Annotated in this window: 13 protein-coding genes; 2 read left to right on the forward strand and 11 right to left on the reverse strand. The window is 42.8% G+C overall.

Translation table 11 applies throughout. The features are described from left to right. Window positions 1-90: 90 nt before the first annotated feature. The 3 genes from dnaG to rpsU all read right to left on the reverse strand — a co-directional run bounded on the left by dnaG (window position 91) and on the right by rpsU (window position 2944). Window positions 91-2091, reverse strand: coding sequence for a DNA primase (gene dnaG, locus CYL31_RS05255; RefSeq protein ID WP_212917908.1), 2001 nt, complete (start codon window positions 2089-2091; stop codon window positions 91-93). A 4-nt stretch (window positions 2092-2095) separates the two neighbouring features. Next, on the reverse strand, window positions 2096-2542 hold the full coding sequence (locus tag CYL31_RS05260) for a GatB/YqeY domain-containing protein (RefSeq protein WP_212917909.1): 447 nt from the start codon (window positions 2540-2542) through the stop codon (window positions 2096-2098). Between the two features lie 186 nt (window positions 2543-2728). Beyond that, complete coding sequence (gene rpsU, locus CYL31_RS05265; RefSeq protein WP_009835737.1) at window positions 2729-2944, reverse strand: 30S ribosomal protein S21; 216 nt, start codon at window positions 2942-2944, stop codon at window positions 2729-2731. A 451-nt stretch (window positions 2945-3395) separates the two neighbouring features. Between rpsU and tsaD the strand changes: the two genes are divergently transcribed. Beyond that, a complete protein-coding gene (gene tsaD / locus CYL31_RS05270; protein WP_212918843.1) occupies window positions 3396-4433 on the forward strand; it encodes a tRNA (adenosine(37)-N6)-threonylcarbamoyltransferase complex transferase subunit TsaD in 1038 nt (345 codons plus the stop codon). 1 nt (window position 4434) lies between these two features. Then, on the forward strand, window positions 4435-4800 hold the full coding sequence (gene folB / locus CYL31_RS05275; RefSeq protein WP_212917910.1) for a dihydroneopterin aldolase: 366 nt from the start codon (window positions 4435-4437) through the stop codon (window positions 4798-4800). A gap of 72 nt (window positions 4801-4872) precedes the next feature. Here the strand turns inward: folB and CYL31_RS05280 are convergent, their stop codons facing one another. From CYL31_RS05280 to CYL31_RS05315, 8 genes are read right to left on the reverse strand one after another with little or no spacing between them, the layout of a single operon-like run. Then, on the reverse strand, window positions 4873-5970 hold the full coding sequence (locus CYL31_RS05280; RefSeq protein WP_212917911.1) for a tRNA nucleotidyltransferase/poly(A) polymerase-related protein: 1098 nt from the start codon (window positions 5968-5970) through the stop codon (window positions 4873-4875). Between the two features lie 6 nt (window positions 5971-5976). Continuing rightward, window positions 5977-6297, reverse strand: a complete 321-nt coding sequence (glpE, locus tag CYL31_RS05285) for a thiosulfate sulfurtransferase GlpE (protein WP_212917912.1) — start codon at window positions 6295-6297, stop codon at window positions 5977-5979. Continuing rightward, on the reverse strand, window positions 6294-7121 hold the full coding sequence (locus tag CYL31_RS05290) for a symmetrical bis(5'-nucleosyl)-tetraphosphatase (RefSeq protein WP_212917913.1): 828 nt from the start codon (window positions 7119-7121) through the stop codon (window positions 6294-6296). The genes glpE and CYL31_RS05290 overlap by 4 nt, the downstream gene beginning before the upstream one ends. Window positions 7122-7129: 8 nt before the next feature. Next, window positions 7130-7504, reverse strand: coding sequence for a Co2+/Mg2+ efflux facilitator ApaG/CorD (gene apaG / locus CYL31_RS05295; protein ID WP_212917914.1), 375 nt, complete (start codon window positions 7502-7504; stop codon window positions 7130-7132). After that, complete coding sequence (gene rsmA / locus CYL31_RS05300) at window positions 7505-8305, reverse strand: 16S rRNA (adenine(1518)-N(6)/adenine(1519)-N(6))-dimethyltransferase RsmA (RefSeq protein ID WP_212917915.1); 801 nt, start codon at window positions 8303-8305, stop codon at window positions 7505-7507. It lies immediately after the preceding gene. Continuing rightward, the gene (gene pdxA, locus CYL31_RS05305; protein ID WP_212917916.1) at window positions 8302-9321 is read right to left on the reverse strand and encodes a 4-hydroxythreonine-4-phosphate dehydrogenase PdxA; all 1020 of its coding nucleotides are present in this window, start codon (window positions 9319-9321) and stop codon (window positions 8302-8304) included. Before pdxA ends, rsmA begins: the two co-directional genes overlap by 4 nt. 10 nt (window positions 9322-9331) lie before the next feature. After that, a complete protein-coding gene (locus CYL31_RS05310) occupies window positions 9332-10582 on the reverse strand; it encodes a peptidylprolyl isomerase (protein ID WP_212917917.1) in 1251 nt (416 codons plus the stop codon). A gap of 2 nt (window positions 10583-10584) precedes the next feature. Next, window positions 10585-12840: an LPS-assembly protein LptD gene (locus CYL31_RS05315; protein ID WP_249411702.1), complete on the reverse strand. Its 2256-nt coding sequence runs from the start codon at window positions 12838-12840 to the stop codon at window positions 10585-10587. Window positions 12841-12864: the final 24 nt, after the last annotated feature.

The raw sequence follows: 12864 nt of genomic DNA on the forward strand, positions 1-12864 counted from the left end.
TTTGGGAGTTTAGCAAGCCGCGGATTATAACAAAATCAATCACTTTTATCCACCGAATCCTATTTTTTTTGAATGAAAAATAAACGGTGTTTAAGGTTTTTTTTGTCTAATTAAATCCATTAAATTCCGTAATTCCTGCTTGCTGCTATTATCCTTTATGGATTCATTCCCCTTACTTTTCAACCGTGCGATGCTGCTATTTAATCCAAGGTTTTTTTCTAGTGCTAAAACCATATCGAGCACTTCTTGCTGCGCATTGGTTATTTTTTGCTTGGTTGTAGCGTCTTGGTGGTTTAATAGTGCGTAAATAGACGATATTGTGGTTTGATCTGTCATTTCGCCCAGCAAGTGTCCGGTGTTTTTTTGAGGGTGTTTTGCGAAATATCTCCATATTTTGCAAAAGATTTGTAGTTCGTCGTTAGCTTGATTCACCAATGGGTCGGGTAAATCGATTTCTTTCGCTATATGCGGATGCAGCAAAATACACAGGGTGGCTTGTTTTATTCGGCTGAGACTTGGTGCTGCTGGTGGAAGAGCTGGCTCGTCGTTGTAAAATTTACCCTTAGAGAAAGGTTTTTTTCCAAATGGTTTTTTGAACGAACCTTGTGTTTTGGGTTGAGTGGTTGAGGGTGTGTAATCGTTATGGTGAAAATCATCATAATCGCCATGGGATGGTTCGTAATCGTAATGGCTTAGATCTGGTGTATCGCCATCAAAATGTTGGATTTGCTGTGTGTGGCTTTGAGGTGTTGGCTCGTGACCTTCCGTCGGTGTGTGTTGGCGGCGAGTTTTAAATACCGTGTTGCCTAGTGTTTCGCTGTCTATGCCTGATTGGTCGCTTAATTGACGAATTAATACCGAGCGAAAGGTTAGCTCTTTAGGTATTTGTTTAATCATTTCCATGGCGTTGCGGGCAAATTGCGCTTCACCTTCTTCATCACCAAGGGTTACTTGATTTCGGGCGTGGTCAAACAGGACGTGGGATAAAGATGATGCGTCTTCTAGGCGGTGATTAAAGGCTTCTTTGCCTTCTTTTCTAACAAGAGAATCCGGATCCTCTCCCTCTGGCAAGAATAGAAAGCGTATTTGTTTTTCGTCTTGCATGACGGGAAGAGAGGCTTCTAGGCCGCGTATTGCGGCGGCACGGCCAGCTTTATCGCCATCAAAGCAGAGTACCACTTTGCTGACCAGTTTAAATAATTTGCGTATGTGTTGGCTATTTACGGATGTGCCCAGTGTGGCGACCGCATTAGTAATGCCATGTTGCGCCAATACGATGACGTCCATGTAACCTTCAACCACAATAATTTGGTCGAGTATTGGGGTGTTTTGCTTTGCTTCAAATAAACCGTAAAGTTCTTGGCTTTTTTGAAAAACGGGTGTTTCAGGAGAGTTTAAATATTTGGGTTTTTCATCCCCAAATGCGCGTCCGCCAAAGGCAATAACTCGACCTCGTGAATCACGAATAGGGAAAATAATGCGATCACGAAAGCGGTCGTAATAATGACCTGGCTGGTCTTTTTTCTCTATTAGCATGCCGCCAAGCAATAGTTGTTCTTGGCTTTCTGCGCGGGTGCCGATTTTTTTGAGAAGATTGTCCCACCCTGGTGGTGCGTAACCTAGGCCAAATACTTTAGCAATTTGACCGGATAATCCGCGGTCTTTGGATAAATAGTCTGTGGCTTTTTTCTTGTCTGGGTGTTGGGTTAATTGCTGTTGATAAAATTGCGAGCTTTCAGATAGACGTTTTAGTAATTCTGCGTTTTGCTCGTATCTATCTGGTGCGCCTTGTTCTCTTGGGACTTCCATGCCAGCGTCTTTTGCGAGCGTTTCAATCGCGTCGACAAAGTCTACATGGTCATGTTCCATAATAAATGAAATGGCGTTGCCGCCAGCGCCGCAACCGAAGCAGTAATAAAACTGCTTGTTTGGATTTAAGCTAAAAGACGGGCTTTTTTCATTGTGGAAAGGGCAGAGGGCGCTATAATTTTGCCCGGTTTTTTTTAAACTAATACGAGACGCAACCACATCGGTTAAGTCGGTTCGAGCCAAAAGCTCATCAATAAACTGATCAGGAATGCGCCCCGCCATTATATTAGCCTAGTTGTGCTTTAACTTGTTTGCTGATTTGTGCCATGTCAGCACGGCCTTGTACTTGAGGTTTTACAATGGCCATAACGGCACCCATTTGCTGCATAGAGCTGGCGCCAGTTTTTGCGATTGCCGCTTTAACAATCTCACCGACTTCATCATCAGTCAATGGTGTTGGCAAGAACTCGCTAATGATTGCCATTTCTTCTTGTTCGATTGCAGCTAGGTCTTCACGGCCGCCATCGATGAATTGTTGATTAGAATCTTTGCGCTGCTTGTTCATTTTGTCTAGAACAGCCAATACACGAGCGTCATCTAATTCAATGCGTTCATCAACTTCGATTTTTTTGCATTCAGATAGAATAGTGCGAATCACAGTGACGCGTTGCTTTTCTTTAGCGCGCATTGCGGTTTTTAGGGTCTCTGAGATAAACTTTTTTAATTCTGACATGGGATCCTCTTTTAATTCATAGAGCTTTAATTCACTGAGACAGTTTGCCTGTAACGCTGCGCAGAGGTCTCTTTGGAAGCAAAAAAAACGGCTAGTTGGTTAACTAGCCGTTTTTTATAAGCCTAAATGTTAGAAACGTCTAGGCAAACATTTGTTTTTTAGCAAATTGCCAAACGGCAGATTGGCCTAGTACAAACGTTGGAATTTCTTCTGCTCACGAGAAACTTTCTTAGCATGACGTTTAACAGCAGCGGCTGCAGCACGTTTGCGAAGAGTAGTTGGTTTTTCGTAGCATTCACGACGACGAACTTCAGCCAAAACGCCTGCTTTTTCACAAGAGCGTTTGAAGCGACGTAGAGCGATGTCAAATGGTTCGTTATCTTTTACTTTTACTGCTGGCATGTTATTACCTTTAATAATATTTTTCTAAAGTTTAAGTATTCACAAAAACGGCGTGAATCATACCCGTATTTAATGGGCTTTCAAAGCGCGCTTTTGTTGAACAGAGTGTGATCCAGTATGGATCGATTTTTCTAGGCTATAAAAAGCCCAACCCTGAACAGACTATTGTCGCGTCTGTAACTGTATTCATTTTTTAAGAGGGTGTTTGGATCGCCATATCATTTACATAAGAAGCACGAAATATAAGAAGTGCTTACATCAGTAGCTATGTGCCAAACTAGAAAAATCACCTGCCTTTTAATTTAAACATTTAAAACGCGCGCATTATAATGCTTTTGTCTTGCTGTGTCTAATTTCATTTGGCTTGTCTTTTAAGTAAGTGGTTCTTTCCTCTGCAACGGCCGAGATAGATAGGGTACAATGCGCTCAAATTATTGATGAGATTATTTTGATGAAAGTATTGGGATTAGAAACCTCTTGTGATGAGACGGGTATCGCGATTTACGATACTGACAATGGTCTGTTGGCTCACAAGATTTATTCTCAAATTGCACAGCACGCTGAATATGGTGGCGTAGTGCCAGAGTTGGCTTCTCGTGATCATGTTCGTAAAACCTTGCCGCTTATTGATGAAGTGTTGCAAGAAGCGGGAATGAAAAAGTCGGAATTGGATGCTGTTGCTTATACAAGCGGTCCAGGTTTGGTTGGTGCCTTAATGGCTGGCGCCACGATTGGTCGTTCTCTGGCTTATGCTTTGGGGATTCCTGCATTAGGTGTGCATCATATGGAAGGCCATCTCTTAGCGCCAATGCTAGAGGAGTCTCAACCAGAAATGCCTTTTATTGCTTTGCTGGTTTCGGGTGGACACACTCAGTTGGTTCGAGTAGATGGGATTGGTGAGTATCGTCTTCTAGGGCAATCTCTTGATGATGCTGCTGGCGAAGCGTTTGATAAAGCGGCAAAAATGATTGGTTTGCCTTATCCTGGTGGGCCGCAAATTGCAGCTTTGGCAAAACAAGGTAATCCTAAGTCTGGATTGAAATTTCCTCGTCCTATGACAGATCGTCCTGGTTTAGATTTTAGTTTTAGCGGTTTGAAAACGGCGTTTTTGACGTCGGTTCATGATGCATTAGACAATGATCGTTGTGATGAGCAGTTTAAAGCTGACGCGGCATTGGCGTTTGAAACCGCAGTGGTTGATACCTTGGTGATTAAGTGTCGCCGTGCGCTGGAAGCGGAAGGTTTGAAGCAACTTATTATCGCTGGCGGCGTGAGTGCGAATCAGCGTTTGCGTGAACAGCTTGAGAGTCAGCTGAAAAAAATAAAAGCCAGCGTATTTTATGCTCGGCCAGAATTTTGTACTGATAATGGTGCCATGATTGCTTATGCGGGTGCCCAGCGTTTGGTGAATGGCCAATCTTCTAAATTAAGCTTGTCGATACGTGCTCGTTGGCCTTTGTCTGAATTGCCACCTTTGAAGGAATCTTAATATGAAAGACTTGGTCTTTATTGAAGGTCTAAAAACTCAAGCCGTGATTGGTGTCTATGAGTGGGAAAAAAAGATTCAGCAGGATTTGGTATTTGATTTAGAAATGGAACACGACAACCGTGTTCCAGCAGAGACCGATGATCTGGCTAAGACCCTAGATTACGAAGCTATCTCGAATTATATTTTGGCATTTTGTGCAGAGCGTCAGTTTGAGTTAATCGAAACCTTAGCTGAGCATTTAGTAGGCGAGTTGATTGGGCAGTTTAAGTTGAATGCTGTCACGTTAACTTTGCGTAAACCCGGCGCGGTTTCAGCGGCGCAGGCTGTCGGTGTGAAAATTCACAGAAAATCTGCTGTGACTTATTAAGAAAGTGATGTGACTTATTAAGAAATAAGTCACATCGTTTTGCTTGTGATAGTTTGATAGAGCTATTAAGAGTTAGCTAATCAGTGGTGAAAGTGTTTTGTCTAGAGCCTCGGCGCGCACTTTTTTAAGTGCTTGCCCTAGCTCTGCACCACTTAAGCCTTGTTTGATTAATCCTGCGGCATTGATTACTGCAATAGTGTCTCGTAGTTTTTGCCAGTCCTCAAACCTGCTATTGGTTAAGCGACTTAGAACCTCAATCAGTAATATAAATGGTTGAGGTTTTTTTATGGCATTGACGGATATTAGCCAGTTCTCCCATGAAACGGCGTTCATTGGAATGCGCTGATTCTCTAAAAAAGAGCGAGTTTGCTCTGCGAGAATTTTGAATTGGTTTGGGCTACGGATACGTTGATGTAACTGGGTCAGTTCAGTAAGTGGCGTGTTTTTACTGAGAACGGCCCAGCGCTGAGCTGGTGTTATTTCTGTTTGGCTTAAGATATTAGTCGTTACTTGATTGTCTTTCCAAATAAGTTCAGGAAAGAGTTTCTCGAGGGCGTTAGCTTCCTTCAAAACGGAAAAGAAAACATCAGCATGGCAAGTGTTAAGGGCTTTTTCTAGCTCTTTCCAAATGCGTTCTGCACTTAATGTGGAGAGCTCTCCAGAAGCGCTAATAGCTTGCATCAAAAGCATGGTTTCTGGCGCTATGGTAAAGCCAAAGTGATGCAAGCGCGCAGCAAAGCGGGCGACTCGTAATACACGTAGTGGGTCTTCTATAAAGGCATCTGAGACATGGCGAAATACTCGGTCGAGCAAATCTTGTTGACCATTAAAGGGGTCAATCAAGGTGCCGCTTTCATCTTTTGCGATGGCGTTGATGGTTAGATCTCGTCGTTCTAGGTCTTCTTCTAAACTGATATCTGGTGAGAAATCACAGATGAAGCCAGTGTAGCCTTCGCCTTGTTTTTTTTCTTTACGGGCAAGGGCGTATTCTTCTTTACTCTTTGGGTGCAGGAAAACAGGGAATTGTTTTCCAACTTGTTGAAACCCTCTTTCTTCAAGTTGTTCTGGTGTGGCGCCTGTGACGACCCAGTCATGGTCGATAACTGGGAGTTCAAGTAAAGCGTCTCTAACGGCGCCGCCTACGAGATAAACTTGATAAGGGGGTGTCATTTTTATCTATTTACCTGTCTCGCATTGATCAGGGAGCATTGCGCTCCATTGACTAAAGCCGCCATTCAAAGAGTAAACTTCTTTGAAGCCCTGAGAGGCAAGGTATTCTGCTGCGCCTTTGCTGCTGTTGCCGTGATAACAGCAGACAATCACCGGTTGGCTTTTTTCCGTGCTATCAATAAAGTTTTGAACGTTGTCATTAGTAAGGTTAATAGCGTTTGTCATGTGGCTATTTTGAAAACTAACTAAATCGCGGATATCTACAATAGCGGCATTATTTTCAATGATTGGGAGAGCGTCGGCGATGTCGATACAAGTGTAAGTCATGAATTATTCCGATTTATTGTGCAAGTTGTACTGAAACGCTGTCTGTCTTCAAGGCGCAAAGCGGTTAGGCTTCCACCCCAGACGCAACCCGTATCCAGTGCGTGAATACGTTCTTTTTGGGTTTTCCCTTCTAGAGCGGCCCAGTGCCCAAAAACGATATGGCAATCTTTAGGCACTTTTGTCGGGTAGTTAAACCAAGGTGCGTAACCTTTGGTTGCTGTGTTGATGCCTTCTTTTGACTCTAAATCGAGTTTACTGTTCTCGTCGCAGAATCGCATGCGAGTTAAATAGTTAGTAATAGCTCGAAGGCGGTCTAGCCCTGTCAGATCCTCGCTCCATTGATCTGGCTTATTACCATACATGGTGGCAAAAAAATCATCAACACTGTCTGATTTCAGTTTGTCTTCTACTTCTTTAGCAAGTGTTTGTGCTTTTTTTAAATCCCAACAAGGTGGAATACCGGCATGAGTCATGACGGTATTGAGTTGCTCATCATAGTGAAACAGAGGTTGATGGCGTAACCAATCCATTAGGTCGTCACGGTCACCAGCAGTTAGTATTTCTGCGAGTGTATCGCCACGTTTTAGCTTTCCATAGCCGTGAGAGACGGCGAGCAAATGCAGGTCATGATTACCTAAAACAATCGTCGCATTATTGCCTAGAGACTTGATGAAACGTAGCGTTTCTAGAGACTCTTCACCGCGATTGATTAGATCACCAGCAAACCAAAGCTTATCTTGCTCTGGATGATAATTGATTTGCTCTAAAAGCTGTATGAGAGGCGTGAGACAGCCTTGTAAATCACCAATAACATAGGTAGCCATAAATAGCCTCAGTGAACCTGATTTGGAACGGATAAGGTGAACGGGCGGATAGGGGCTTTGAATTCGGTACCGTCATCGGCCAGAAATTGGTAGCTGCCTTGCATGCTACCAACAACCGTTTCCATCACTGTTCCGCTGGTGTAATGAAATGATTCGCCTGGACCTAAATACGGGTATTCACCAATGACGCCGCTACCCTTCACTTCTTGAACTTGCTCGTTACCATCAGTAATTATCCAATGGCGGGTTTGAAGCTTGGCTGATTCAGTTCCGCAGTTGGTAATGGAAATATGATAAGCAAACACATAGCGTGACTCTGCTGGTGTTGATTGTCCTGCTAGGTATTCTGTACGAACGGAAACCACGACGTCATATTTTTGCATTTACCCTTCCTTTTTGAGGACGTAGTTGGTAATTCGAACAAAGTCTTCTACGTCTAATCTTTCTGGGCGTAGTGTTGGGTCAATGTTTAGAGCAGTGAAATCATCATTGTTTAACACGCCTTTGTAGTTATTACGTAGGGTTTTTCGACGTTGCTGGAAGCCGATTCTTACCATGTCTTCTAACATTTTGATGTTATTGACAGGATGAGGCAGCGTTTTGTGAGGCGTCATTCTAACAATAGCTGAATCAACTTTCGGTGCTGGATCGAATGATTCAGGCCCAACAATAAAAAGTGATTCGACAGAGCAGTAATACTGCGCCATAACACTTAATCGTCCATATAGGCTGTCACCTGGACGCGCAGCCAAACGATCAACGACTTCTTTTTGCAGCATGAAGTGCATGTCTTCAATTGCATCCGCTTGGCTTAATAGGTGAAAAATAAGCGGTGTTGAAATGTTATAAGGCAGGTTGCCTACAACTCGAATGGCTTGTTCTGGAGTACTTAATGACGTGAAATCAAATTTCATAGCATCAGCTTCATGAACAGTAAGCTCAGGGAAGCGAAACAGATTCACTTTTAAAATAGGAATAAGATCACGGTCAAGCTCGACAACGTCCATGCGCTCAGTAACACTGATAATGCCTTCCGTTAATGCGCCTTTACCTGGCCCAATTTCAACGATGCGCTGACCTTTTTTAGGGCCAATGCATGCCACAATACGACGAATAACGCCGTGATCATGAAGGAAGTTTTGGCCGAATCTTTTTCTGGCTTTATGGGGTTGTGGTTTGCTCATTTAGAAAACTTTTTCGCGTTATTTGCCATGTTAATAGCATGTTGAATGGCCACTTTAAGGCTGCCGTTATTTGCTTTGCCTGTGCCAGCCAAGTCAATGGCTGTGCCGTGGTCGACGGATGTCCGAATAATAGGTAAGCCTAATGTAATATTAACGGCATTACCAAAACCTGAATATTTTAACACAGGTAAACCTTGATCGTGATACATAGCCAAGGCGCAGTCGGCATCATTTAAGTATTTTGGTGTAAACAAGGTGTCTGCAGGGAGTGGTCCGATTAAGTTTAGGCCTTCTTGGCGAAGTTTATTGAGGGTCGGGATAATGACGTCAATTTCTTCTCGGCCAAGGTGGCCGTCTTCACCTGCATGTGGATTTAAACCGCAGACTAAGATTTTAGGTTGTGCAATACCGAATTTTTCTTGTAGGTCTTGATTGAGTGCTTTCACTACAAGGCTGATACTTTGCTCTGTGATAGCAGAAGACACATCCTTAAGTGGTAGGTGTGTTGTTACCAACGCCACTTTCATTGCTTCTGTTGCTAGCATCATAACGACATGTGGTGACTTGCATTGAGCTTGAAAAAATTCAGTATGTCCGGAAAAGTGAATTCCGGTTTCACATAAAATACCCTTATGAACGGGTGGTGTGACAATGGCATCAAATTCTTTGTTTATACAGCCTTCGCCTGCTTTTGTTAGGGTTTCTAGTACATAGGGGGAGTTCCTAATATCCAGAGCACCGGCAATGGTTTTATTTGCCAGTTGGACCGGCAATACGCTAATTGTACCTTGTTGGTGTGTTGTGACATCTTGTGAGCTATTGAGTGTTTTAATCTCTACCGCTAGGCCTAGCGTTAGAGCTCTGTCTTCAAGTAAATCAGGATCTGCTAGGATAATTAAACGAGCAGGGAATGCCTGCTCGTTTAAAGCGCTTAAAATAATATCTGGGCCGATACCCGCAGGTTCACCAGAGGTAATGGCAATAATGGGGAGTGATTCTACCGAATTATGTGCCATTGTTTTTCTCTTAATTTTTAATATCAATAAAGGCGTCAGCTCGTAGCTCATCAAGCCAGTTGCCAAGCACTATGTCTTGTTTTTGCGCTGTTAAAGCTCGTTCAGCATTGGCACGTTTTACTTTGTCACTGATGTCCGCTTCACGACGACCTTCGACTTGCAGAATGTGCCAGCCAAATTGTGTGCGGAACGGTTTACTAATGTCACCGATGTTGGTGTTTTTCATTACTTCTTCGAATTCAGGTACCATTGTCCCAGGCGTTACCCAACCTAAATCACCACCTTGTAGCGTAGAGCCTTGATCTTCACTGTATTCTTTTGCTAGTTGAGTGAAGTCAGCCCCATTTTCTAATTTGCTGTAAATTTCATCAGCAAGAACTTTTGTTTGTTCCATATTACGGATTTCATTAGCGCGAACTAGGATGTGTCGAGTTTTAGTTTGTTGCTGTAGCGTTACATCTGGTGAACGCTTTTCTATCACCCACAATAAATGGAAACCTGCATTACTTTGCAATGGGCCAATAAGTGGGCCTTTTTCCGTTTCGAGAGCTCGTACAAATAGTGGTGGTAGTTGGTTTAATGGGCGCCAGCCTAAGTCTCCGCCTTCTATGGCAAATTGACCGTCTGAGTTTTCAATGGCCTGCTGAACAAAGTCATCCTCTGAGTTTATTTTTCCAGCAATGGTTTTAATTTTTGCAGCGGCTTCTTCAGGGTTGCTTGCTCTAATAATTAGATGGCGCAGATGTACTTGCTCTTTTTCTTTGGTGATGCTGGTGTCTGAGCTGAGGTAGTCGTTAATTTCTTGATCTGAAATAGCGATACGTTTTTTAACGATTTCGCGTTTTATGTTGTTGATAAGAATTTCTTGCTCAATCTGCTCGCGGTAGCGATCATAATTTATGCCTTTGCTAGCAAGAACATTTTTCAAACCTTGTAAGTCTAAATTCATGTTTTTTGCGACACCAAGGATGGCATTATCTACCTCTGAGCTAGATGCGCGCATACCGACTTTGCGGGCATAGTTGACTTGTAATGCTTCATCAATCATTTGGTTCTGGATTTGACGATGAATGTTATCTGTCATTACTCCGCCTGGAACGCGGTCTTTTACGATTTGAAAGCGGCTCACAATGTCACTTTCCAAAATGGGTTTAGAATCAACGATAGCCGAAATGCCATCAATTTTTGTTGGTGCTGCGTGCAGTGTTTGTAGCGGCATTAAAGCCAATAGAATGTAACAGAAAAAAGAAAACAACTTCATGATTAATATCCAACTTTTCCTTGGTTCCAATAGCTGTCAGCAATATTGTTGGCTTCGGTGTTAGCGCCGCCAGAACTGCTTAAGCTACGTAAAATAAATTGTAAAAAGACGCCTCTATCAAACTCATTGTCATTGTTGAGCCAATGTTGATAGCTCATCGAAACCTTGATACAGCAGTTTTCATAGCCTACCCCTGCAATTTCTTTAGTGCCATCCTCTCTTAAGAAATCATAGGTATATTGTGTATACATGGACCAATTTTGATTGATCGGCAAAATAGTTCCTATGCTTGCTTGTTTGGCATCATCATCCGGGTCTGTGTTATTGATTGAGTACAAATAGCTTAGGTTTATTTTTATGTCATCAACTGGCTCTAAAGACGCGATAAGCTGAGCTAAGTTTACCTCGCTATCGTCTAGGTTGTAATTCAAATTACCCGTTAGACTGTAGCGGTTGCCATTATAATTAGCTGATGTCAGTAGATCGCTTCGTTTTGCGTCATCAATGGCGGTATTTTTATCCGTTGTCCCTTCAATACCAACATAACGGTCTTCTAAATAGAAGATCTGACCTGCTTTGAATGCCCATTTTTCATTATTGTTTTCATCATATAGACGACTTTCTAAACCAAGAGTGACTTGTTCTGTATCACCAATACGATCATTGCCGTTAAATCGGGTATGACTAAAGGCTTGAGAGTAGGTCATAGTCGGTTCGCTGGCATCAAAATCAGGAATCTGATTTTGTGATTCGAATGGTGAGTTCAAATAACTTAAGCGAGGCTCAAGTGTTTGGCGCCATACTGTTTGATTATTCAGAAAGTTACGTTCAAATAGTAATGATGAATCTATATAGCTAGTGATATGCCCAACAGAGGTGTTGCTATCTGAGTCTGATGTATAGTCATGAAGATCGTAATCTCTATATTGAGCTAAAATACCTGGCGTTAAGCTTCCCCAGTCACTGCCTAGGTCAAGTTTGATGTCCTGATTAAGAGCGATACGTTGTCCATCAAAGTTGTCTTCAGCCGGGTCATAAAAGTCTGTGTATTGAGCATCAATTTTATAATCTAAGAAGGATGTTGCTATACGATAAGAACTGTCTATACGAGGCAACCATTCAAATGGTTCGTCTTCTGTATCATCAGGTGTTTGATAAGTTAAGTAAGTCACCTTGTTAAGAAAGTTACCATTGTTAAAGGCAAAGTACAGACTGCGTTCGTAATGGTCTTTTTCTGCTATCGACGTGCTGTTTGCTTCTGGGTATTTATCTTTTGTTGGATTGTCTTCTAATAAAAAGCCAGCGCTAAAGGACTGATTAAACTTTTGCGTGGATTTTAATTTTAAGAGAGTCTGTTCGCCTTCATCGTTGTCAGAAAAAGTAGATTGCTCGTAAGTTGTTTCCCCATAAGGGCTTAAATGACGGAGTTCTAAGTCAATCCCTTCGCCTTTTTCTTGGATAAAATGCGGCGTAATGGTCGCATCGTAGTTTGGGGCAATATTCCAGTAAAAGGGTGTCGAAACACTCAGTCCATCTGATCCGGAATAGCTAAAAGTAGGAAAGAGAAGACCTGTTTGACGAGCATTGTCTATTGGGAATCTTAACCAAGGAAAATAGAAAACAGGTATGTCAGCAATACGCACCTGTACGTGCTTTGCTGTTCCGAAGCCACTTTTTGTGTCTAGCTTTATTGAGCTGCCATATAGTTTCCAGCTTTCTTGGTTTGGTTCACAGGTAGTAAAAAAGCCTTCCTCAATAAAGACCACTCCGTCTTGATTGCGAGATAAGGATTTAGCTTCGCCGCGCGCACCTGTTTCGTGGCTAAGGAATTTGGCATCTTTGAATACTGTTGGTGCATCACCGCTGTTCGCAATATAACCCGTTGAGCTGCGGATGAGCTGATTTTCACTTCGCAAGGTGACATTGCCCTCAGCGAGATAATAATCATCTGGAATGCCTTCTATGCTATCCGCGGACAAGGTAGATTTAGGCTGAATGATTTCAGCCGCACCTTGAAGGTGAATGACACCGTTCTCGTCACGAACGATGAGGTCAGCGGTGAGATTAGTTCCCTCTGTATCTGTCGCTGTCCAGCTGCTAATGTATGAGCCCTGACAATATCGACTTAGCTGTGCTTTCTGCTCAGTCGTCAGGGATTCTTTGGGCGTCCAGTCCCATTGATCAACTTGCGCTTGCGCAAGAGGCAATATGAAAAGACTTTGAAAAAATAAGGCGTAGGTGCGTAAATGCTTAACCATGCAGGGTATACTTGCCACCAAAAA

Source organism: Marinomonas sp. A3A (assembly GCF_018336955.1).
Classification (GTDB): domain Bacteria; phylum Pseudomonadota; class Gammaproteobacteria; order Pseudomonadales; family Marinomonadaceae; genus Marinomonas; species Marinomonas lutimaris.